Genomic DNA, 24,172 nt, shown 5'->3' with positions numbered 1-24,172 from the left:
TGAATAAAACACCGGGCTGATACTATTTCTTGTTACAAAAAATGAGTGTGGATAACAGTAGTTTTAATGGGCTGCTAATCTGTTTGAAGGATAGATTCTCTTAGGTCAGGTACACAGTTTAGTGCCCGTCTGGAAGAAAGGTTAACAGGGAAATGTGAAATTTTTAAAGGGATGTAAAATAAAATTTTAAGCGGTAAATAAGCTTTTTCTGCCAGTGCTTTCCGTGTTTTTAATGCCATAACTAAACACAATGCTCTTATAAAATACATTTACTCATACAAAACTTCTTACTTCCACATATAAAATAAAAGCCGGACATATAGTCCGGCTCTCAGATAAATACAATTTTTTAGCAGAAATTAATTATTTTACAAGGATCACTTTTTTAGTCTGAACTTTACTTTCGCTGCCTAGTCGGATGATGTACATGCCTGGCTGCTGATCGGTGGCTTTCCACTCAAACATATAGGCTTTGTCTTTCTCGGCTTCGCCTTCAAATAAAGTATTAACCTCCAGCCCGATACTGTTATACACTTTTAATCTCACTTGCTCAGTTTGAGGCAAAGTAAAGCTAATGGTGATTTTCTCAGTGAATGGATTCGGATCAGCCTGTAAGTGGAAATCTGCCTCCATATGCTCCTCTTCTGCTATCAGTTCCTGCTCAGAGGCTATTCTGGCACCACCACTGGAAGACACTTTCACCATCCAGTAATCAGTACCGCCTTGCGAAGCTTGTGATTTATCTCCGCCTATGCCAGAATCAGATCTGCCTGCTAACAAGTAGCCTCCATCGGAAGTCTGTAACACCGTTCTTAACTCTTCTGCTGCTGAACCTCCAAAGCGTTTGTCCCATTGCTTGGTGCCTGTAGATGTGATTTTAACTGCCCAGTAATCCTGCCCCCTTGTGAACCTTGGGTTTTGTCTCCACTCACGCCTGAATCTGATTTACCACCTAGTAAATAACCCCCATCCGAGGTACGGATCACCGACCGAAGATCTTCTGTCAGGCTACCCCCAAATCGCTTGTCCCATACTTTCCCGCCTGTGGAGTTGAGCCTGATCACCCAGAAATCCTGTCCGCCTTGCGAAGCCTGACTCTTGTCTCCACTCACGCCTGAAGTAGACAAGCCTCCTATCAAGAAACCGCCATCACCAGTTGTAGCCATCGCATAGGCATCTTCATTGCCTGAACCCCCAAAACGTTTGTCCCACACCTTACCCCCTGTAGAATTGATCTTGATCACCCAGAAGTCTCTGCCGCCCTGTGAAGCCTGACTCTTGTCTCCACTTAAGCCTGAGGCTGACCTTCCGGCCAGTACAATGCTGCCATCTGAATTCACAACTGATGCTTCTACCCAGTCATCACCCGATCCACCAAAGCGTTTATCCCATATTTTCCCTCCGGTAGAGCTGATCTTGATCACCCAATAATCGGTTGCCCCTTGCGAAGCCTGACTCTTATCGCCAGAGATTCCTGACAGAGAATTGCCGCTTAGGATATACTCTCCTGTGGAAAGCTGATACAAGGTACGCAAATCATCATTACCACTACCCCCGAATCGTTTGTCCCATTGTTTGGTGCCGGTAGAAGTAATCTTCACTACCCAATAATCCTGTCCGCCTTGAGAAGCCTGCGACTTATCTCCTGAGATGCCTGACAGAGAATTACCTCCCAGTAAGTAGCCGCCATCCGAAGTGCGGATGATCGTATTGAGATAATCTCCGGCTGAACCGCCAAAACGTTTGTCCCACTGCTTATTGCCGGAAGCATCCGTTTTTACAATCCAGTAATCCTGTGCCCCTTGCGTGCCTTGGGTTCTGTCGCCGCTCACGGCTGAAGTAGAATGTCCGCCCAGCAGATAGCCGCCATCAGAAGTTTTGATCACTATACTAAAATTATCTGCCCCACTGCCGCCAAAACGCTTGTTCCACTGGGAAGAGGTTACTACTCCATCATTGATCGTGATGGTATAATCTTCTGTTTCTCCTCCGGAGGTAACATCCGTACAAGATTCAGCAGCCGTGAAAGTACCATTGTACTTACATCTGACCCTCATTCTGCGCTGTCCGGTGGAAACGGTTGAAGGAATGGTAATGTTGGTAGTAAGTAAACTCGTGGTGGCTGATGGAGAACCATATATAAACTCTCCACTGTCATTAAAATCCTGGTCGTTGTTATAATCAATCCATACCCCAAAACCCTGCGGAAAAGAACCTGCCTGCATTTTCAAAGCATAGGTTTTTCCTTTGCTTACCGTAGTGGTAAGTGTTCCGGTAGCCGGGTTATTGATATAGCCATTTACGGAGGCTACTTCTGTATTACAGCCTGTATTATTGTTAACCAGGGTATTAAAGCTGAAATTATTGATATAATCTCCAAAAGCACAGTTGGCTTGTGGAATACAGTACCCGATGCTCACCGTATAATCTTCTACTTCCCCTACCGTGTATTTCGCACACCACTCACTGGCAGCAGGCACAGCAAAATACTTAGTCCGGACACGCATGCGCCTCTCGCCGGCTGATGCTGAAGCAGGAATCGTAACAGTACCAGTAAAAACAGTTTTACCAGCTGAGGGAGAAGCATACACAAATTCGCCTGTATCTCCAAAATCACTGTCATTATTATAGTCAATCCACACCCCAAAGCCTTGCGATAAATTAGGCCCTCCCTGCATACTAATGGTATAACTTTGCCCTTTCTGAAGCTGGGTAGTTTTGGTGCCTGTAGGTGCATAATTGATATAATTAGCCGTTTGCCCATTACAGCCTGAGCTATTGTTGACAAGGGTGTTGAGGCTGAAATTATTAATATAATCTCCGGTAGAACAAGGATTATCGAAGGCAGGAACACAATAGGAAGACAAGATATACGTACCGCCAGTGCCTGTACCAGCAAAGTTAGTTACCCGGATAGGTCCGGTATTAGCGGAAGGAGAAGTAGCGATAATGGTGGTAGCATTTACGACTGTAAACTGAGCCTGAACATTATTAAAAGTAACTGCAGTAGTGCCCAGGAATTTACTTCCTTTAATGGTAACACTGCTTCCTACTGGTCCTCCGGCCGGATCAAAGGAATTGACGATAGGTGCTCCCAGCATTTTTTGCAAGGCTTTAAAGGCATTTATCCGTCCGTAACCCATTTCATTGTTCCAGGTGCCGTACGAATAACCAGGTGAATAGGTATACCCGGCTACCTTATCTGTAGATTGCAGCAGATAGGACATTAATAAGGCCCAGTTTGCGTTCTGGTTTACCGAAGCCATCAAGCCTACCACCCCAGCCGCAACCGGGCAAGCCGCTGAGGTGCCATTAAAATAAGTATAATCACTCCCGGTATTATAACCGGCTGCTCCGATCCGATCGGTCGTATACGTATTCACACCGGGTGCTACGATATCTACCAGGTTGCCATAATTTGAAAAACTTGCTCTTTTATCAAAACTATCAGAAGCTCCTACGCCTACCACATTGGTATAACTAGCCGGATACACGGTAGGATTATTTAGATTGTCATTGGCGGTAGAAGCAAGGATAACTGCCCCCAATCCTCCCCGGCTGTTGGTGCGCATGGATGTAAAACTCGCTTCAACGGAAGCTGCAAAACTAGCCGAACCAAAGGAATAGCTATTACTTACGGCGACCACCCCTGGTGAATTAATTACCTTGGATGCCGCTCTGGCAATAACAGTAGCATCGGTAGAAAAACTACCAGTACTGATGGCATTATAACCCATCGCAATTGGCATCACTTTGATATTAAATCCTACACCAGCCACACCAGTCGTATTATTGGTGGTAGCTGCGATTAAGCCGGCACAGGGCGTACCATGATTGGCATAGGCATTCTCCGGTGCAGGAATATTATCATTGTTCACTGCATCATAAGGATTCACTATTTTTCCTGCCATATCCGGGTGAGAAAGTTCATAACCATGGCCATCGATAACAGCTACGGTTACAGAATAAGCGCCAGTATTAATATTCCATGCTTCCGGGGCATCTATATCAGCATCGGATGCCTGGTTCAAAAACCATTGTGCGGAAAAATATACATCGTTAGGTGTTAAATGACTATAGCCGGTGAATGTAAAGTCAGGCTCTGCAAACTCTACCTGTCCACTTTCAAACAAGCTATTTGCGGTGTTGAACACACTGCCTCCCTTACTTACGGCTACTACATATTGTATTCTGTCTCCCAGGTTAATTTCTTCTACAATTGCTGCTTTATTATTTTTCAGAAAGGCTTTGATCTGTGCCAGGTCAGCGCCTTTCTTTATGCTGAAGTGAATTTTATTACCCACAAATACTTTGTCTTTACCCACCATAAAAGCAGGATAAGCTGTAATGACATCCGGATTACTTTTGAGCTGTTTTTCTACTCGCTGGTAGCTTCCAGACAACCCTGCCTGGCCTGCATTCACCCTATACCGAACGGCATTTGCAGGAGCAAATACGTCTGCTTGCTGAGGTGTTGCCACCTCCTTAAGAAAACTACCGGCATAAGTTTTACTTTTAGCCAGATTAGGTTTAGATGAGAAAGTGACAAAAATTTCATCTTGCTTTGGCGTGAGAGCAACTTTTTTCCCATTCAGGTAATAGGCATACTCTTCCGCACTCTCCTGGATAGTTTGCGCGGGGGCAACTGCCTGAAAACAACACATTAATAAACAATACAAAGTAAATTTTTTCATGATAAGGTAGATTTTAAGGAGCTAATAGCAAATACTTTTCAGAAGTACCCCGGCAAATAATGGAGGTATAGCAGGTAAATGAACACAGATGTACCTAACATGATACACATGTACATCAATGAGTAAGCAAATAGCTGGGAGGTTAACAGGAAGATAAAGATTTTTTTGAGTGCCTTCAAGTAAATCAGCGATTTTATTGCATTCCGTCTGTAATGATATACTGAAGGCAAATGTGGCTTAAAAAAAGCATTACTCTTCTTGAATAGAGTATTTCACTAGCTGAAATAATAGGGCAATCAACCTGAACAAGTATTTACCTTATTCTGGCCATTCAATAGCTTTTTGCTCTGGTGTAAGGAATGAATCCCGGCAGGTATATCGCCTGCCAGGAAGAGTAGTTGCATTATTCGCCCTGTTTTACTTTTAATACATAAGCTGGTACTAATCCATGGGCTTCTTTATGGGTATGGATCACCGAAGTAGAGTTTTTTGCCTCAGACAGGCACATTACGGTTCCACTGTTTTCATCGACCCAGTAATTAATAAAGTTCACGCCATACTTTTGCTGAACAGCTAAATCTTTTTCGTGTGCCGCAGCTACATCCTTTGCCGTAACTTTCCCTGCGCCTAACTCATATACATCCAGGTAAAATTCACCCTTTCCATGGATAATTGCCTCCGGACCATCAGTTACCTGGTAAGTATAAGCTGGCAACAAGCCATGTGCTTCAGCATGCGTTTTACGGATAGAGGCACTATCGCTGGCGGATGACAGGCAGTAAACGAGGCCTTTTTGTTCATCTACCCAGTATTTTAAGAATTGTACACCGTATTTGCTTTGAACGGCCAGATCTTTGGCATGTGCTTCGGCAACGCCCTCAAATTTTACTTTGCCAGGTTGTAACTGGTGAACATCGATATACAGATGCCTGTTACCTTCAAAGGATTGGGAAGAAATACTTGCCTGACCGGATTGGGCAAACAAGTGAAAGGAAATAATACTGTAGATGCTTGCGGTGAAAAGCACTTTTACGAACGTTTTCATAATTGATGATTGTTGAAGTGATTTGTTGTTGTTTTCGGATGCAAAACAAGGCGTTGCCGGCCTTTCGGATATAAGGAATTTTCCCTATTTTACAGAGGCTTTCTCCATATTTTACACATCCATCCTGGCACACCTATGCAGCTAATTGAGCGGGAAATCTTTCTTGATAGTTTGCAAACCATATATGAGCAAATTTCTTCGGAGGGACATTGTGTATTTGTGACCGGAGAAGCCGGATTAGGTAAAACTTCTCTGGTAAAAGTGTTTTGTAAGCAGCAGGAAGATGAACAGGTATATTGGGGTGCCTGCGATGCCTTATTTACCCCACGCCCGCTGGCTCCGCTCTATGATATTTTAGGGCAAATGAGGCATGACCTCTGGCCTGCGATGCATACCATTGAAGAAAGGGCCACACTGTTCAGCAGGTTTTTCCATGAATTAAGCGATTCAAATCAAAAAACCATCATTGTATTTGAAGACATACACTGGGCGGATGAAGCAACCCTGGATTTTATAAAATTTCTGGCAAGGCGCATTAGCAGGTTAAAATGCCTGTTTATTCTTACCTACCGCGATGATGAAATATCCTCACAACATCCCTTACGGAATATACTGGGCCAGTTGCCGCCTGATACATTTACCCGCTTACAGTTAACACCATTATCGAGGCAGGTGGTTGAAAAAATGGTTGGCAACAGAAAATACAGTGGCGAAGAGTTATATACGCTTTCCGGTGGAAATCCTTTTTATGTAACTGAAATTCTGGCCACTTATAATCAGGTATTGCCAGATAATATCAGGGATTCCATATTAGCTTCGTATAATCGCAAGGAGGAAAAAACCAGGCAGGCTATAGAGTTACTTTCAGTCATCCCCAACAGCTTCGAAGTAAAATATCTTGAAAGACTGGAACCTTTATATGCTTCTGCCTTGGATCAGTGTCTGGAACTAAAAGTGCTTATCATTAAAGAAGGCTATATTTCTTTTAAACACGAATTATTCCGGAGAACCATCGAAACTTCTTTATCACCTTTAAAAAGGGTAGCCTTACATAAAAAGATATTGCATCTGCTGCGGGAAAGTTTTGAACAAAACCAGGAAATTGAACGCATTGTACACCATGCCAAAAATGCAAATGAATATGCCCTGGTTGTTCAATATGCTCCTCCTGCCGCCAGGCAAGCGGCGGCACTGGGTGCCCACATCGAAGCAGCTAAATTGTATCTGTCAGCCATTGAATATTACCAGGGGAATGATAGGGCTTTGCTGGTTCAATTCTATGAAGCCTATGCCTATGAATGTTATCTCACTAACCAGATTAAAGAAGCCATCATCTACACAGGAAAAGCCTTACAGCTTTGGAAGGAGAAAAAAGAAAACGAGAAAACAGGCAATTGCCTCCGGTTTCTCTCCCGGCTATGGTGGTTTGATGGAAACGGAAAACAGGCTAGAAGTTTTGCCAGCCAGGCGGTTGAAATCCTGGAAGACCAACCCCCATCAAGGGCAAAGGCTATGGCCTTTAGCAATATGTCGCAGTTAAAATTGCAGTCAGATCTATCGGATGAATGCCTGCTCTGGGGAGAAAAAGCAATTGCGATTGCCAGGGAACTGGACGATCAGGAAACGGTAGCAAATGCCTTGAACAGTATGGGTTCAACCCTTATGCTCGATCCATCTTCCAGGCCAAAAGGGGTAGCGTTGCTGCGGCGAAGCATGGAAATTGCCCTTCAACATTCCTACCACGAACATGTCGCCCGCGCCTACATTGAAATGGGCAGTAATGCGATTGTGATAAAAGACTATGCCTTTGCGACAAAAGAACTGGACGAGGGTATCATTTATTGTGAAGAAAGAGACCTGGATGCCATGAAGTTGTATATGCTCGGCTGGAAAGCCAGGCTACACCTCGAAACCGGTTTCTGGAAGGAAGCCTATAACAACGCAACTGACCTGCTAAAAAATGAAACCCTGGTACCGGTGATAAAAATTGGTGCCCTTACCGTTGCTGGAATTATCAAGACAAGAAGAGGAGATCCGGATGCACTTCCTTTATTACTCGAGGCAAAAACTATGGCTTTTGAAACCATGGAATTGCAAAGAATGATACCAGCCTTATATGCTTTACTGGAATATGAATGGCTGACCGGAAAGACTTATATTGAACCAGAGGCGCTTAACCAGGCCTTACGCATGTTCCGGGAGGTGAGTAAAGTTTCCAAAAGAAGTAAGTTTTACTACTGGTTACGGAAAGCAAGGAAACACGATCCCTTTCTTACTGAAATAGGAGAAAATGATGAAATAACTCCTGTACCAATGGCGTTGGAAGAGGCAGCATTCTGGCAGCAGTTAGGTTGCCCGTATGAGCAGGCGCTCGCGCTGTTTGATGGAGATGAGTCTGACAAGAAACAAGCAATTGCCAGTATGCAGGAACTGGGAGCAAGTGCCGTTTACGAAAAAATGAAGCAGGAAATGCGTGCAGAAGGGATTAAAAGCATCCCAAGAGGAATTAGAAAATCTACCCAGACCAATCCTAGATTTTTAACAAGCAGGGAGTTAGAAATATTGCAGTTATTAAAAGGTGGCAAACAGAATAAAGAAATCGCCGATATCCTTTTTATTTCCGCCAAAACGGTGGACCACCACATCTCTGCCATCCTTTCTAAACTTGATGTAAATACACGGGCAAAAGCTGTGCATGAAGCCCTTCGGCTGGAGATTATAAAATAGGGAACGTTCCTGGTTAAAATAGGGAATAGTTCTGTCGTCAAAACCACCTATCCTTCTCAATTTTGTGATCATCAATCACACACAATCACAAAAACAATATGAAAAAATTTGTTATTGAAAGAAACCTGCCGGGTGCAGGCAATCTTTCCCCAGAAGAATTACAGGCTATTTCTCAGACTTCCTGCGAAGTGGTAAATGGCTTAGGAAAACCGTATCACTGGGTTCAATCTTTTGTTACCGACGACAAGATCTATTGCGTGCATATTGCAGAAAGTGAAGAAGTTGTCAGGGAACATGCCAGGCTTGGTCAATTCCCGATCAATTCTGTAAATGAAGTGAAAGCTATTATTGATCCTGTTACGGGTAATAAATAGTAGCAACTCCGCTTTATTCATTGTTGCCTTTTCTCCATATAGAAATTACCAATTCATATCAATGTGGAGAAAAGGCAACAATCAAGACCTACAAAAAATTATGCCTACAGTCTTCTCGCTTTATTAAAGAGAAGCCTGTAGGCATTGTTGTAAGTATCCGTACAAGAAAAAATACTTGACAAAGTTATTCCAAAGCAAATTTTTAGAAGCTTGTCAACTATATAATAACATTAAACACCTGGTAAAGGAGAGTAACTGGCCGTTTTAATAAGGTTCTTATAGGCCTCACTAAATTTGAGTAGATCCTCCCTGGTTTTATGATCCGTAATTTCGCCATTCTGGTTTATCTTGCCTTTTATTCCCCGGATCAGTAAAGTAGTTTCGTCGGTAAACTGGGTCATTACTGTCCGCATGATTAATTGTAGTTCTTCATGTCCTTTCTGCCCGTCGGCTGATGCCGTAATGAGCCCGATGGGTTTTTCATAGAATACCGTAGTAGCTACACACCATTCAATGGCATTTTTGAGTCCGCTTGGAATGCTAAACACATATTCTGGTGTACAAATTAAAATGCCATCTGCCTGAGCTACTGCTTCCCGAAAGGCTATAATTTGCGGTGGCGGATTATCTGATGAATGTTCAGGGTCGAAATGCGGAAGGCTTTTTAAATCGGAATAGATGGTCAAATTAAAGTCATTTTCCGTTAGCTTGGCAAACACATCCACCAGTTTCTGATTAGCCGAATATTTACTGGCACTTCCAATAATAGCAAATATATTTTTCTTGTCTTTCATGGGTATATTTCTTTATCAGGATGAATCTATTGTCCTCTCTCACCCCTATTGTGGCTATTGCCAAATTTAGGATAAACGTTTCTGAATACCATTCGCAGATCTAATTTACATAAGAAAGCATGGCACAGACGTATCTGTGCAAATTTATTTAAATAACCTGTTTACCAAGACTTTGCCACTTATACCCCTCATTTATATAACCGCTTACAAAGAAAGAAAAGCCTGTTTCCGGATACCCGTACTTCCTATAAACCACACAGCTAAAGAAAATATGAGTATTCAGAAACGGACTTACCTGATGGAATCCCAAAACGAATATTAATATACATCCATACATTCCATCTGGTTAGAGAACAGAGAACCCATAAGCGGCTTGTCAAACCTTTCTGTCTGTTCAATCCAGTCGAGCACAGGTTCCCACAGCAGGTTTTTAAATTTAGCTCTGAAGAAGCCGAAATGACCTAGTTCTTTTACACCCAGTTCACCCGGACTATATTGCCAATGTGTAACTGCTGCCTGGCTATATTTTTTTAATAAGGCATGCATGGGCTGCAAAGGTGCAATGGCATCATCAGAAAAACCGATAGCTAACAAGGGAACCTGAATAGAGCTCAGTTGATGATCCGAATGAAAACCAAACATTCCTTTCCGGTTGCGGCACCACCTGGCCCATTCTAAGGCGATGCCTTTGGGTAAATCCCAGAAAATTTTAAGTGCCTTGCCTGGATAATATCCCAGCATATGGCTCATGAGCGGCATCAGAATATAAATCAGGAATGCATAGGTAAAGCGCAGGTGTATCGGCCACAAGCGCCAGTTCATATGCTGGGATGCAATGACTACTACTTTTGAAAAATAACTACTTTCTTTGGTCAGAGACAATATCTGGCCGGATATGCTATGGCCGATATAAGTAAATGTAGCATTAGGGTGCGTACTGCGGATATGTTTAATCACCGCATCCAGGTCATATTTTCCCCATTCCTGCATGGAGGCTTCTAAATTTTTCAGCGAAACAGGTATAGACTTCCCTATTCCCCTGTAATCGAAGGTATATACGGTGTAGCCTCTCCCTGCCAGGAACCTGGCAAATGCCCGGTAGTATTCCTGATGTACCCCTATGGCACTTCCAATCAGAATCACTTCTTCATGGGCATATACAGGCTGATAGCAAGTGGCATGTATGTTAAACTGGTCTTCGGTAATGATTTCCTGCTGAAATATGTGAATAAATGAATAGGGCAGATCTATTTTATGTACTGGCATGATTAATTCAGGATTGTTGAGTGGAGGGGATTGTTCTAAATAAGGTATATAGCATTCTTCAATGGCAAACTGCTCTGGAGGAATGATGTATTTGTAAGTACCCGGATACGTTTGGAAAGAAAAACAAGAGTGATTAAATCGCCTCTTGTTTTTCTATGTGAATGTCTTGCTTTTGCAATTTCACTTCACGGCTAATGGAAGTCTGGATAGAAAAGGTCTTGGAATAAGAGTAAGTGGCACTTTTCACCTCAATCGTATAGTCGCCATCTGGCAGGTCTTGCAGACTATACCTGGCTATGAATACTTCCTGATTGCCCAGATATTGATGATAAACGATTCCCTTGCGGCCATTCAGAATCTGTACCATCATTTTCTCATGGCCAAGATTTTCTACATGTAGCATCATTTTGAGTGAGTTGTCTTTGAAATAAGAAATGGCTTTCACTTTACCAGTGGAAGTGATCTCTATAGGATTTTCTCCTGAAGCTGCAGGCATAGCCATTCCATTCTGAAAGGATAACATACCTGCCAGCAACGTAGGAATAAGTGATTTAATAATACTTGTTGTTTTCATTGTTTTGATTGTGAATAGAGTTGTGATTAGAAAAATTGAAATAAAATAATTGTTAGTATAAAAGTCGCCGGGCTATAATATGGATAATCCATTTACAACACGGAAATATCCAATAAATGCATATGTTTTTATTTTTAAGAAAATCTCTTTAATAGGGCTATACTTCGCAACAAATGAAGTATATGATCAAAAGGCTGAAAGGTATATGTGCTGAAGCTGATAAGCAGGCACAGGAATAAGTACAATTACAAACCAGAGGTTAACAGGCTATAATAATTTTTTTTTGGAATGTTATGGTAAACCAGATACTTTCATTCTGTAGTTACCTTTTCAGCGCTTAGGAAAAACTTAATTTTTTTTCAGAACCGGTGTTAACCTTCGTTTACATAGAATACTCATATTCAGAAGAGGGACTACATTCGTTGAATTTGCACTAATCATTTTTACGTTTGAAGATAGCAAGCTACCAATCGGAGCAAGAACTGATCCTGGCACTGGGTGAAGGGAAAAAACAGGCACTGGAGTTTATATACAGTACTTACTGGCCAATGATTGCCAATTTTGTACGTACAAACCAGGGTAGCCAGCACGAAGCAGAAGATCTGTATCAGGAAGGGGTGATCACTTTGTATGAACAGGTGAGAAGTGGCGTTTTCCAGGGGAATTCCTCACTAAAAACGTATTTGTATGCCATCTGCCGCAATAAGTGGCTGAACAAGCTCAAGTCGAAAATTCATATAACCGACATACAGGAATTTATGTCAGATATGCCAGACGAGGACGCCCAGCATACAACGAGTCTGCCCGATGATGCAGATATAAAGAAAGCAATTGACGAACTGGGAGAGCCATGCCGGAGTATCCTGACAGGATTTTACTTCCACAAATATAGCCTGGAAGAGCTGGCTGAACTGATGGGATATGCCAACGACAATGTAGCCAAGCAACAAAAATTCCGTTGTATTGAGCGTTTAAAGAAACGGTTTTCTAACCTAAACAGATAAATATAAAATGATTCCGGAAAATGAAAAGTATGTAGATACTGCTTTAATTGAACAGTATTGGCTTGGGCGGTTACAGGGCGAGGATTTACAGAATTTTACCATTCGTATGAAAGCAGATATTGCTTTTTACCAGGAGGTGATGCTTCAAAAAACAATTATGGAGCAGGCAACAGAAGTAGGCCGGGAAGACATGCGCCGGGAGCTTAAACAAATGCACCAGCGATTGGGTCTGAGTGGAATACAGGCAAAAGAAGCACCCACCAGACAAATACACTTCCCATACCTGGCAGTGGCAGCTTCAATCCTTATCCTATTGCTTTCTACGGCTGTACTCTATTTTTCTTACTTTAAACAATCCGGCACTGGCCCTTCAACCGCAGTTGTACAACCGGTACAGCCTTTACCAGCACAACAGGTTAAAATACGTTTTCAGGTGATTGGAGGCGCTCCTGATATGGGTTTTTCAGGGATAGACAAAGATTCTCTTACTACCATTCTGCTGTATCCGGCAGTTTCCAGCTCACCTGCCTATCAGTTTGATGATACCCTCCACTTATTCGGAGAATTTTCTACGCAACAACTCAGGCTGCAATACAACCCGGAAAAAGAGCAATATATCTTATTTTCTGATTCAATGGCATATCCCCTGCAACGCTATCAGCCCAGGCAAACTTTGCAACCAACTCCTTAATTCTTAATAGTCATTGGTCAGTTGTCACTAGTCATTGGTGAATTGAGAGGATTCTTTCATCAACTGGTATACCTCCCTCCTGCCCTATGGTAACTTAACCTGACCAATGACTATTTTCCCACCAGGATAAAAGGAGCCCAGAAAAAAGGATGACTGTAGTCTTTGTTGGCTATCATCTTCATCTTGGCTTGCTGCAAAGCTGCCCCCTTGCTCTTGCCTGAAAGCAAAGCCTTGTAAAAATAACCCATCAGCTCCGCTGTCGAATTATCAGGCACCTTCCAAAACGAAACCACTACATTCTTTGCCCCGGCATATAACAAGGCTCTTGTCAAGCCAATGATGCCTTCGCCTTTGGCTAACTTGCCCAAACCGGTCTCACAAGCTGATAAAGTCACTAACTCTGCCTGTAAAGCAAGGTTGTAGATCTCTCCGGTGTACAAAATGCCATCTTCCCCTGAAGTGCTGTCCTGGGCAAATAGCAACCCGGAAAGCTCCGGATACTGCCCATTGACAAAACCATGGGTAGCAATGTGGATATAGTTGTAAGCAGCCATTCCTTTTGCCTTCAGCTTTTCTTCCCCGGCTTGTTGATGCAGGTATAGGCTGGCTTTGTAGCCTTTCTGCTCAAACAGGGAAGCAATGGTTTCTACTTCCCCTTTGGAGGCAAGCAAAGGAGATACATAAGTACCATCCAGTAGCTGTCCCCGCATGGCTATACGTTTCTCCCCTGTCTGTTCAGCCGCTGCCACAGGCTCTGTTTGCAGGCCGGAAAGCACGCTTCTATTGGATGCCATGATCACATTGCTGGCTGAATCCTCAAAGACCGGAGCCATGGCTAACAAGTGCTTTTCTTGACTGGTCTGTTTCTGCTGTAAACGCTCATAGAGCAGGCTAGCTGAATAAGCATAACTGATGGCATATTTCTCAAGCAGATACTCCTTTTTGTTTACATCCCCACTTGTCAGCAAAGCCTCAAAAGGCAAAGTGGTCAGTTCCCCTTCCGGAATCAGAATCAGCTCTTTGATTGATTTGGGTAAGGGGTGGGCAAATAAGGTTTGGTACAAAGGATAAGCCGTCTGTTCATATAAATCCTGATCCCCTGAAAGAATAGCCTGCCGGAAAGCAGACAGCCTGCGCACAAACAAACTATCCAACGAAACCGAATGCAGCTGATAGCTTTTGCGGGTGATCACAAACACCTGCAACAGGGAATCACTCACTACATACTCCATCAGAGCTGTTTGTGCATCCAGTACGGATTGCAATTGAGATGGAGTCACCAGAGAAGATTGATATTTTAACTGATGGTAGCGGGGATAGTGTGTTTCAAGGGCAGCCATGAGCTTTTCCTGGGTGCGGTGCGCTGAAAACAATTCATTCTGATATTCCTGCAACTTACTGCTGTCGGCACCTGGGCCGGAGGTGACAAGTTTGGCAATTTGCTGGGTATAATTATTAATATATTTATTTAACTGCTGATCTTGTATCAGTAAAGAATCCGGAATCCCAGCAAATGCTTTCGCTTTTGTTTCGGCCAGTGTCGCTGATAATATATTTGCTTTACCCCGCTCTGCAAAATAAAATGCCTGTTGCAAATACTGTTTTTCGCCGGTTACGGCATGTAATGACAGGCAAGTTTGAAGGGAAGCCTGAAATATTTTTTTTGCCCTGCCGGCAAGCATCAGTTTGTCATTTTCGCTTGTGAGGCTCTGTTGAATCCGTTGTATGAGTGTATCAGTGGTAAGATAGGTAGCAATGGCCAGTTGCAAATCACTGGCTGCCTGTGTCTTTGTAAATTTTTTCCTGAATGCATCTGCTTTCAATTCTAAAGAATTAAGTAGTATAACACCATCCAGATAAATAGTTTGCTGATTGCCCATCGGAGGATTATATTGAACAAGGGAATCCTGAAAGGAAGGCATGTTTGCCATAATCGCATGCTGGTAGCCATCTAATGCCTGGTCGTACTCTCCTTTGGCTATATATACATCACCTAAAAAATGATAGGGCTCTGCCACATAAGGATTCAAATTACCCAGGGATTTTTTCCGGTTTATAAGGGCTTTCTGGTAATAAAGTAATGCCTGGTCATGCTCCCCTCTTTTAAAATGAATCTGGCCTATGCGGATATAATCATTTGCGACACTGGCATGGTTTTCACTCACAAATTTCAGCCGGATCTGGAGGGCTTTCTGGTAATAATCGAGTGCTTTCTCATTTTCGCCCAGGTAGCTGTAAATACGGCCAGCCAGGTGATAACTAGTGGCTACGTTAGGATGATTTTCAGTATAGGCTTTCACAAAAACCCTGGCTGCTTTCTGGCAATATTCCAACGCCTGGGTATAATCATTTTTTGCCGTATATATGGTGCTCAAACTATGATACGTGCTTCCCAGTACAGGATCTTCTTCGCCATGCAGGTGCAGATTAATATTAAAATCCTTCTGAAAGTATTCCAGGGCTTTGTCATATTCTGCTCTGGCAATGTATACATTTCCAATGCTATAATACGAACTGCTTACACTGGCATTATTTTCACCAAATGCTTTCCTCCGGATGTCTAATGCTTTGTGATGCAGTTCAAGCGACTTATTGGAATCTCCTTTATAATTACTGACCAGGGCCATACTATGATAAGCATCGGCCTCCAGGGGATGATCTGGGCCCAGCTTTTGCTGGCTTTCCTGCATTACCTCTGTTGCCTTTTGCTGTGCCTGATCGTATTTTCCCTGAGAAATCAGGCAGCGGGAGAGTTTATAATTACAGTCAATATAGCGTTTCCATAGCTGGTATTTCTTATATACCGCCGCCGCCTGGTCATAAAACACCATACTACTATCATATCTGCCTTTCTTTTGTAAATCCTGCGCTCGTTCATACCAGTTTTTAGCAAGCGTAGTATCAGCAGAAAATTGCTTTTTCTGGGCAAATGATGCCGTGGCAAACAACAAGAAGAATATGGATAGAACAATCGTTTTCATAAATCGGTAGTAGGCGGTAAGAATTGACTATTACAGAATGGCCCTTAACAAACTGGCTGTAATAAGCTATTGAGGCTAAAAATTATAAGCTACCAAAACGGAATAAAATAAGCCGAAATAAAACAAATAGATAAGCTATCAAAAATTGGCATTAGATAAAAGGTTTTTTTGTTTTTTGCTTGGCTGGCTTACAAACCTGATTGTTTTTCTGCTATTTTTCTGATATTAATATGGCAGATGCTACAAATCAGCATAATCTTTCCCCAAGCCAGAAACAGCCTATTTTCCCACCAGAATAAAAGGAGCCCAGAAAAAAGGATGACTGTAGTCTTTGTTGGCTATCATCTTCATCTTGGCTTGCTGTAAAGCTGCCCCCTTGCTCTTGCCTGAAAGCAGAGCCTTGTAAAAAGAACCCATCAACTCCGCTGTCGAATTATCAGGCACCTTCCAGAAGGAAACCACTACATTCTTTGCCCCGGCATATAACAAGGCTCTTGTCAAGCCAATGATGCCTTCGCCTTTGGCTAACTTGCCCAAACCGGTCTCACAAGCTGATAAAGTCACTAACTCTGCCTGTAAAGCAAGGTTGTAGATCTCTCCGGTGTACAAAATGCCATCTTCTTCTGAAGTGCTGTCCTGGGCAAATAGCAACCCGGAAAGCTCCGGATACTGCCCATTGACAAAACCATGGGTAGCAATGTGGATATAGTTGTAAGCAGCCATTCCTTTTGCCTTCAGCTTTTCTTCCCCGGCTTGTTGATGCAGGTATAGGCTGGCTTTGTAGCCTTTCTGCTCAAACAGGGAAGCAATGGTTTCTACTTCCCCTTTGGAAGCAAGCAAAGGAGATACATAAGTACCATCCAATAGCTGTCCCCGCATGGCTATACGTTTCTCCCCTGTCTGTTCAGCCGCTGCCACAGGCTCTGTTTGCAGGCCGGAAAGCACGCTTCTATTGGATGCCATGATCACATTGCTGGCTGAATCCTCAAAGACCGGAGCCATGGCTAACAAGTGCTTTTCTTGACTGGTCTGTTTCTGCTGTAAACGCTCATAGAGCAGGCTAGCTGAATAAGCATAACTGATGGCATATTTCTCAAGCAGATACTCCTTTTTGTTTACATCCCCACTTGTCAGCAAAGCCTCAAAAGGCAAAGTGGTCAGTTCCCCTTCCGGAATCAGAATCAGCTCTTTGATTGATTTGGGTAAGGGGTGGGCAAATAAGGTTTGGTACAAAGGATAAGCCGTCTGTTCATATAAATCCTGATCCCCTGAAAGAATAGCCTGCCGGAAAGCAGACAGCCTGCGCACAAACAAACTATCCAACGAAACCGAATGCAGCTGATAGCTTTTGCGGGTGATCACAAACACCTGCAACAGGGAATCACTCACTACATACTCCATCAGAGCTGTTTGTGCATCCAGTACGGATTGCAATTGAGATGGAGTCACCAGAGAAGATTGATATTTTAACTGATGGTAGCGGGGATAGTGTGTTTCAAGGGCAGCCATGAGCTTTTCCTGGGTGCGGTGCGCTGAAAACAATTCGTTCTGATACCCCTGCAACTTACTGCTGTCGGCTTCCTGACCATTGGCATATTCCTGGGCTAATAGCTGCTTGTATTCAGCAATTTCGCTACGAAGCCTTTCATCTGATTTTAGCAACGAATCTGCTATGCCTGAAAATTTTCTGGCTTTAGAATCTGCCAGGGTGGATGCTAACACACCTGCTTTGCCCCGCTCAGCAAAATAAAAGGCTTTGTCTTCATAGCGCTGTTCTCCGGTTTCCCGATGCAAGCGCACAGATAGCCGCAAAGCCGACTGATAGATGTCTCCGGACTTAGTGGTGAAGGCCAGTTTGTCTGTTTCCTCAGTGTGGGCATCAAGCAGTTGCCAGGTAAGTGTATCTAGGGAGCAATAGGTCTTATACGCCACCAACAGATTTTCTTTCGATGTGTTACATGACTTTTCGAGTGTTTCTGCTTTTAACTGCAACGAAGTGAGAAGGTGAAATCCATTAATGTAATCATTAGAAGTTAAGTTGGGATTGTGTAAAATGAGAGTATCCCGAAAAGAAGGAATATTGGTCAATATGGCTTGTTGAAACTGCCGGAGCGCTTCTGTATAGTCGTGCTTCGCCTGATAGACAAGGCCCATATCATTGTAAGTGGTAGCCAAGGAAGGATGGTGCTCTCCCAATACCTTCCGTTCAATAGCCAGGGCTTTTTCATTATAAGCCAGGGCATTCGGATAATCCCTTTATCTTTGTAAACATTTGCCAGATTTTTGTAAGAAATAGTAATATCCGGATGATCTTCACCCAAGGTTTTCATCCAGATATGCAGAGATTTCTGATAATATGCTACAGCCTGAGCATAGTCTCTTATTTCATAATAGCCGGCCCCACATTATTGTAAGAAGCCGCTACCATCCGATGGGTATCTCCATACACTTTACGCCGGATTTCCAACGCTTTTTTGTAAAATTCTATTCCTATTCTATCCTCTCCTTTTCCCCTGAATATACTGCCTCTGTTATTATAAGAAGCCGCTACATCCGGATGTTGTTCACCAAATATTTTAAGGCGGATATTGAGTCCCTTCGTATTGTACTCTAATGCTTTATCATATTCCCCTTTAAAATAATAGATGATCCCTATATTGTTATAGGCATACCCTACCTCCGAATGCGCTTCACCTACAGCTTTCATCCATAATTGCAGGGATTTCTGATAATATTCCAACGCCTTATCCAAGTCTCCTTTATTGCGGTATACAAATGCAATGCTGCTGTAAGACCTGGCTACCTCTGTATGGGTTTCGCCCAGTAACGTACACTTGATCTGCAAGGCTTTCTGGTAATATTCAATGGCCGGATCATACTTGCTTTCATCAAAATATATGTCTCCTATGGTTGTATAAGAAGCAGCTACATCCGGGTGTTGTTCACCAAATAGCTTAACATATATCCGCAGGGCATTTTGTGTGTTTTCTAGGGCTGGTGCCAGTTCGCCTTTTTCATAGTAAGCCTTAGCTACTAAAAGATATGCCTCTGCTTCTGCACCATTATCTTTGTTTAAATTAGACTGGTTTTCCTGTAAACTCTGCTGCGCCGTTAGTAAGCTCGCTTCATAGTCTGCCAGAGAAAATAAAATCAAAGAAGTTTTATTAAGGCAGTTTACATAAGGCATCCATAGCTGGTGCTTTTTATATAGACAGGATGCCTTTTCAAACAATACTTTCGCCGTATCAAATTTTTCCTGTGTATGAAGAAGTAAAGCCTGCTCAACCCATTTTCCAGCTAACGTAGTATCAGCCTTGAATAGCTTTTTCTGGGCAAAGCTAATGTTCGCAGCAATAAGGAGGGGCAATATTGAGAGAACAATTCTTTTCATAATTCAGGAGTAGGCGGCAAGACATGAATACTAAAAATATCTTTCGCAAGCAAGTTGCAGGTCAGATACTTATTTCTATATTATCGTTTATTTAAAAGCATCCGATAAGTAACCAATGGCTGCCGGGATTGTTAATTTTTTCTTTTTGCTAAGAAAGAGGTGTTAACTTTTTGCCAAAACAGAAACTAACTCTAAAGTGAAGATCCGCATTATTTACATACACAGATGTATTCCTTACAAAACCGCCCTATTTTATTTGCACTTAAACTTATGCTGATTCGTGCTGGTGTATTTATTACCGGGTTACTGGTGCTGTTAGGGCTTCAAACCGGGGCGCAGGCACAGGCTTTGCTTTCGGAATCTTCGCCCAAATATAAGGTAACCAGGCAAGTATTCAACCGTTTGACCTATGTTTTTGCAAACAGCCGTCCTGAACCTCAATTGCAGATCATTGCCCGGAAGGCAGGAAAACCCAAAACGATTGCCCAATATCAGCCTGGCAATAAGCCGCTTATTTCCCTGGATGAAGAAGTATATGACCTGTGTGCCAGGCTGGGCAAAGATTCATTGAATGCACTGGCGGTATTATTAAGCCACGAACTCGCCCACCATTACGAAAAACACGACTGGTATTATACTTTTGGGATTGGGAAAACCGAAAATCAAACTTCTGGTGATGAGATTGAGCGCTTTGAATCAGAGGCAGATTTTTATGGCTGTTTTTATGGAGAACTTGCCGGTTTTGCTACCGGACAGGTATTTCCGCAGATTCTAGATCTGGTATATGAAAACTTTCAATTAGCCAACCAGCTGAAAGGTTATCCCAGCAAAGAGGAAAGAAAGCTTACCTATCAGAAAAAACAAACAGACGCTGCCAGGATGATAGCTGTATTTAAAGCCGGACAGTTTTTGTATCTCATGCAGGATTATCAGTCGGCTACGCTGTGTTTTGATTACCTGGTCAACCGTTTTCCTAGCCGGGAGATTTTTAATAATTTGTCTGCCTCCATCCTTCAGCAGGCACTTGCCATCTATAATAGCCAGCAGCAACCTGGTTTTGTTTATCCGGTGGAGATGGATGCCAGAAGCCGGCTTAGTTCAACTCACCGGTCTTTTTCGGATGTGAATAGTGCCAAACCATTGTCACAACTCCTGCTGGATGCCAGGAAATATGCCCAGAAAGCCAAAGAGATCGATCCGGACTATGTACCGGCCTATATAAATCTGGCCTGTGTGTATTCTTTACAAGGCAATCAAGCGGCCGCTATTGGCGTTATCAATGAACTGGATATAAGCCAACTCACCGGAAATGCACATACCATCCGGGCCATTGCCTATTTTAAAGACCAGCAAACCGGAAAAGCCCAGCAGGATTTCGAATCGGCGCAGGAAAAGAAGGCTTATATGGCCTCTTACAATATGGCCTTGTTTGAAAAGATCAATGAATCGCTGGTGGAAAACCTGACCGGCTGGATACGCAACTGGTTCTCCCAGGAAACTTCTACTACAACAGCCCTAACGAAACCTGCCACCAGCCGGGAAAAAATCGCAGGAGAAGAAGCCTCCTCTCCCCTGCCCGGTCAGGTTCAGCAAGTGAAGGTAAATGAAAAACCTTATCTGTTGCTGCAATGGTCTCCGTCCTCAGATCTGATTAAATTAGGAATTCAGGCGTCTTCCAACCGGTATCTGGTTAGGTTTGCCCAGGAAAACTATGCTGGCAAAACGGCACGGTCACTACAGGCGGGCTCAAGTGCTGCCTCTTTGGTACAACAATATGGCGAACCGGCCTACACTTTTCCCGGAACTTCGGGCGAGTACTGGGTGTATCCTCAACATAAAATTGCCTTCGAAATTAACCCAGACCGGCGAATTTCCAGCTGGCTCATTTATGCAAGGGCTTTATAATCAGAGTAGCAGTTACTGGTCAGTTGTCATCATTTTTCACTATCTCAGTTCTTCCGTCATATCACAGGCTAGGTATTTCAGTATAATATAGCCTTAATGAAGTATTCACCGTATACTAATACTATTGCCTGAGAGAAAAATATACATACTTATCTCTCCCCTGTTTCTTGTGCAAGTAAGAGCCTGGCATAGGATGCAATAGTTTATTAATGTTAATTTTATTAACCACAATGGTGAAAGAAGCAAAAACAAGTTTTCCGGTACACGAATTAGTACGTAAGCGCTGGAGTGCCCGGTCATTTTCAGAAAAACCCCTAACAACTGAAGTTGTACATACGCTCATAGAAGCCGCTTCCTGGGCTCCCAGTTCTCTCAATGAACAGCCCTGGCATTATTCGTATGCTTTAAAAGGAACGCCTGGTTTCGATGCTATGTGGGCTTGTCTGCTTCCGGGGAATCAACCCTGGGCTAAAGATGCGGCTGTTCTCGTATTGAGTACTGGTTCTACTATCCTGGCAAAAACCGGACAAGCGAATCGTCATTTTATGCACGATTGTGGAATGGCCAATGCCATACTGCTGTTACAGGCAACCAGCATGGGCTTTTTCGGGCATACAATGGGCGGCTACGACCGTCAGAAAACCAGAGCGCTGTTTAACCTGCCCGATACTGAGGAAGATATATGCATGATAGCATTTGGATATTTAGATACACCTGAGAAGCTTACTGAGCCTTTTAAAACCCGTGAAGTTACACCCAGGCAACGAAAACCGCTGGAACAAATCAGTGCAGATGTGTCTTTCACACTAACTGGTGATGCTGCACTTCATGTATCGGCATCTTCTGGTAAATAAACTCCGGGAAGTATCCAGTTTAAGACGTATCGTATCTTTAAAATCGATAATAAATAATTGCCAAAACGGACAGTTGTATAAACTGTCCGTTTTGGCAATTATTTATTATCCAATCAGGTTTGCTTATTATTTCTGTGCCTGGGCTGCATTGATCTTTTCCAGTTCATTCATGTCGTCTTCCGACAAAGCAATGGAAGCCGCTTTTACGTTTTCCTCCAGGTGTTTTACCTTAGAAGTACCGGGAATCAGCAGAATATTATCTGCATGATGCAGCAGCCAGCTCAGGGCAATCTGGTGGGCAGTGGCACTATATTTCTGGGCTACCTGGTTGAGTTTATCCAGTGCCTGTACGTTACCGGCATTCAGCGGATACCAGGGAATAAAGGCAATACCATTCTGCTGGCAATACACTAGTTCATCTTCCCATTTGCGGTTATCTACACTGTACATATTCTGCACTGATACTACTTTTACATACTGCTGCGCCTTCTTAATCTGGTCTACTGATACTTCTGACAAGCCGATATGTTTCACCAGCCTCTCCTGCTGTGCTTTTTGCAGGAACTCTAGTGTATGTTCGTAAGGCACATTGGGGTCTACCCTATGCAATTGATAAAGGTCGATCTGGTCGAGTTTTAAGCGTTTCAGACTTCCTTCCAGGGCACGGCTCAAATAATCAGGATGCGCATTAATGGGCCACTGATTAGGTCCGGTACGTAATAAACCGCCTTTGGTAGCAATCACCAGGCCTTTTGGATAAGGATACAGGGCTTCAGCAATAAGCTCTTCGGATATATGCGGGCCATAACTGTCGGCGGTATCAATAAAATCAATTCCCAGTTCAACCGCTTTTTTTAAAACCCGCAATGATTCTTCCCTGTCTTTGGGAGGCCCCCAGATGCCTTCTCCTGTGATTCGCATCGCACCATAACCCATCCGGTTAACCGTAAGGTCGCCGCCGATCGTATAGGTTTTCTGAAATGAAACTGAGTTTGTCATAGCGTTGATTTTTTGTGATGAAAGTTTGATATGGCAGCGTATTTAAGATTTTTTAATGACCCTCGCAAGCTATATGAAGTACTTTATTGCATTCCATTAAACGCAACTGCAGGATACTCTTGTCCTTCAGGAAGCAGGATACACTTCTGGATCAGTAAATAAATAATTTGCTGCAAATGAGAATTATATAATAGTATTTTTAGAAAATCAGATCGAGGATTCCACCTACAATCATTACTGCAATAATAATCACGATTAGAACTACGATCAGGCCGAATTTTAGTAATTTTCCCATAAGTGTATATTTTTAAAATTATCTATGCTAGTACGCAGATCTACTCATCAGGTTTACCGTATGTAAATCAAAACATCACAAACTCAAAAAATACATTATCAGATTCGCCTATGACCTTACAAAAAGCCATTGAAATTGCCACCCAGGCCCATCAATCACAAGTAGATAAATATAATGCACCTTATATTATGCATGTAATGCGGGTGATGATGCGCGGCAGAACGGAAAATGAAAAAATAATTGGCGTACTACATGATGTTGTAGAAGATACCCCTTTTACATTCGAAGACCTGCAAAAAGAAGGTTTTTCTGACGACATACTGGCTGCCCTCCGCTGCCTGACCAAAGGCGAAGGTGAACCCTATGAACAGTATATTTCAAGAATCAAAACCAATAAACTGGCTATTGCCGTAAAACTTAATGACCTGGAGGATAATATGGACGTCCGGCGGATGCCGCAGATGCAGCCCAAAGATGTAGACCGCTTTAACAAATACCTAAAAGCCTATCATGAACTAGCCAAGCTGGCTAGCCAGTAAAATTTCGAGCTTCGCCCTGAAACGAGCTTTGCCCTGAAA

At 43.0% G+C, this 24,172-nt stretch carries 17 protein-coding genes and 1 pseudogene; 7 read left to right on the top strand and 11 right to left on the bottom strand.

Features of this window, described 5'->3' with window-relative positions:
- Positions 1–363 precede the first annotated feature (363 nt).
- From GXP67_RS28220 to GXP67_RS28210, 3 genes are all read right to left on the bottom strand, one after another.
- A complete protein-coding gene (locus GXP67_RS28220; RefSeq protein ID WP_162446229.1) occupies positions 364–807 on the bottom strand; it encodes a T9SS type A sorting domain-containing protein in 444 nt (147 codons plus the stop codon).
- Between the two features lie 5 nt (positions 808–812).
- Positions 813–4,694 carry a GEVED domain-containing protein gene (locus tag GXP67_RS28215; protein ID WP_162446228.1) on the bottom strand — a complete coding sequence of 1,294 codons (3,882 nt, stop codon included), beginning with the start codon at positions 4,692–4,694 and terminating at the stop codon, positions 813–815.
- 403 nt (positions 4,695–5,097) lie between these two features.
- Complete coding sequence (locus GXP67_RS28210; protein WP_162446227.1) at positions 5,098–5,739, bottom strand: DUF4242 domain-containing protein; 642 nt, start codon at positions 5,737–5,739, stop codon at positions 5,098–5,100.
- 135 nt (positions 5,740–5,874) lie between these two features.
- Here GXP67_RS28210 and GXP67_RS38075 point away from each other — a divergent pair, with 135 nt between their 5' ends.
- Together GXP67_RS38075 and GXP67_RS28200 are read left to right on the top strand one after the other, a co-directional pair.
- On the top strand, positions 5,875–8,466 hold the full coding sequence (locus tag GXP67_RS38075; protein WP_162446226.1) for a helix-turn-helix transcriptional regulator: 2,592 nt from the start codon (positions 5,875–5,877) through the stop codon (positions 8,464–8,466).
- 98 nt (positions 8,467–8,564) lie between these two features.
- The gene (locus GXP67_RS28200) at positions 8,565–8,840 is read left to right on the top strand and encodes a DUF4242 domain-containing protein (protein ID WP_162446225.1); all 276 of its coding nucleotides are present in this window, start codon (positions 8,565–8,567) and stop codon (positions 8,838–8,840) included.
- 230 nt (positions 8,841–9,070) lie between these two features.
- On the opposite strand, the gene GXP67_RS28195 is transcribed toward GXP67_RS28200, so the two are convergent.
- The 3 genes from GXP67_RS28195 to GXP67_RS28185 form a co-directional block, all read right to left on the bottom strand.
- Positions 9,071–9,634 (bottom strand): NADPH-dependent FMN reductase, encoded by a 564-nt coding sequence (locus GXP67_RS28195; RefSeq protein ID WP_162446224.1) that lies wholly within the window; start codon positions 9,632–9,634, stop codon positions 9,071–9,073.
- A gap of 318 nt (positions 9,635–9,952) precedes the next feature.
- Complete coding sequence (locus tag GXP67_RS28190) at positions 9,953–10,900, bottom strand: alpha/beta hydrolase family protein (RefSeq protein ID WP_162446223.1); 948 nt, start codon at positions 10,898–10,900, stop codon at positions 9,953–9,955.
- A 133-nt stretch (positions 10,901–11,033) separates the two neighbouring features.
- Positions 11,034–11,474: a hypothetical protein gene (locus GXP67_RS28185; protein WP_162446222.1), complete on the bottom strand. Its 441-nt coding sequence runs from the start codon at positions 11,472–11,474 to the stop codon at positions 11,034–11,036.
- A 449-nt stretch (positions 11,475–11,923) separates the two neighbouring features.
- Between GXP67_RS28185 and GXP67_RS28180 the strand changes: the two genes are divergently transcribed.
- The gene (locus tag GXP67_RS28180; protein ID WP_162446221.1) at positions 11,924–12,478 is read left to right on the top strand and encodes an RNA polymerase sigma factor; all 555 of its coding nucleotides are present in this window, start codon (positions 11,924–11,926) and stop codon (positions 12,476–12,478) included.
- A gap of 7 nt (positions 12,479–12,485) precedes the next feature.
- Positions 12,486–13,169, top strand: a complete 684-nt coding sequence (locus GXP67_RS28175) for a hypothetical protein (RefSeq protein ID WP_162446220.1) — start codon at positions 12,486–12,488, stop codon at positions 13,167–13,169.
- A 110-nt stretch (positions 13,170–13,279) separates the two neighbouring features.
- Here the strand turns inward: GXP67_RS28175 and GXP67_RS28170 are convergent, their stop codons facing one another.
- The 4 genes and pseudogenes from GXP67_RS28170 to GXP67_RS28155 form a co-directional block, all read right to left on the bottom strand.
- On the bottom strand, positions 13,280–16,150 hold the full coding sequence (locus tag GXP67_RS28170; protein ID WP_162446219.1) for a CHAT domain-containing protein: 2,871 nt from the start codon (positions 16,148–16,150) through the stop codon (positions 13,280–13,282).
- A 279-nt stretch (positions 16,151–16,429) separates the two neighbouring features.
- Complete coding sequence (locus GXP67_RS38370) at positions 16,430–18,388, bottom strand: CHAT domain-containing protein (protein WP_394351986.1); 1,959 nt, start codon at positions 18,386–18,388, stop codon at positions 16,430–16,432.
- A gap of 80 nt (positions 18,389–18,468) precedes the next feature.
- Positions 18,469–18,534, bottom strand: a pseudogene (locus tag GXP67_RS38365) (hypothetical protein); the annotation flags it as partial.
- Complete coding sequence (locus GXP67_RS28155; protein WP_162446217.1) at positions 18,531–19,541, bottom strand: tetratricopeptide repeat protein; 1,011 nt, start codon at positions 19,539–19,541, stop codon at positions 18,531–18,533. The gene GXP67_RS28155 and the pseudogene GXP67_RS38365, both read right to left, overlap by 4 nt.
- A gap of 225 nt (positions 19,542–19,766) precedes the next feature.
- Here GXP67_RS28155 and GXP67_RS28150 point away from each other — a divergent pair, with 225 nt between their 5' ends.
- Both GXP67_RS28150 and GXP67_RS28145 read left to right on the top strand, forming a co-directional pair.
- Entirely contained in the window at positions 19,767–21,446 is a 1,680-nt protein-coding gene (locus tag GXP67_RS28150; protein ID WP_162446216.1) for a tetratricopeptide repeat protein, read from the top strand.
- 230 nt (positions 21,447–21,676) lie between these two features.
- A complete protein-coding gene (locus tag GXP67_RS28145) occupies positions 21,677–22,300 on the top strand; it encodes a nitroreductase family protein (RefSeq protein ID WP_162446215.1) in 624 nt (207 codons plus the stop codon).
- Between the two features lie 126 nt (positions 22,301–22,426).
- Here the strand turns inward: GXP67_RS28145 and GXP67_RS28140 are convergent, their stop codons facing one another.
- Positions 22,427–23,299, bottom strand: a complete 873-nt coding sequence (locus GXP67_RS28140) for an aldo/keto reductase (protein ID WP_162446214.1) — start codon at positions 23,297–23,299, stop codon at positions 22,427–22,429.
- Between the two features lie 405 nt (positions 23,300–23,704).
- On the opposite strand from GXP67_RS28140, the gene GXP67_RS28135 reads away from it, so the two are divergent.
- Positions 23,705–24,133: a phosphohydrolase gene (locus tag GXP67_RS28135; protein ID WP_162446213.1), complete on the top strand. Its 429-nt coding sequence runs from the start codon at positions 23,705–23,707 to the stop codon at positions 24,131–24,133.
- Positions 24,134–24,172: the final 39 nt, after the last annotated feature.

This window comes from Rhodocytophaga rosea (genome assembly GCF_010119975.1).
Taxonomy (GTDB): domain Bacteria; phylum Bacteroidota; class Bacteroidia; order Cytophagales; family 172606-1; genus Rhodocytophaga; species Rhodocytophaga rosea.
Note: the sequence above shows the minus strand (reverse complement) of the source record. Positions and strands in the feature narration are given on the sequence as shown.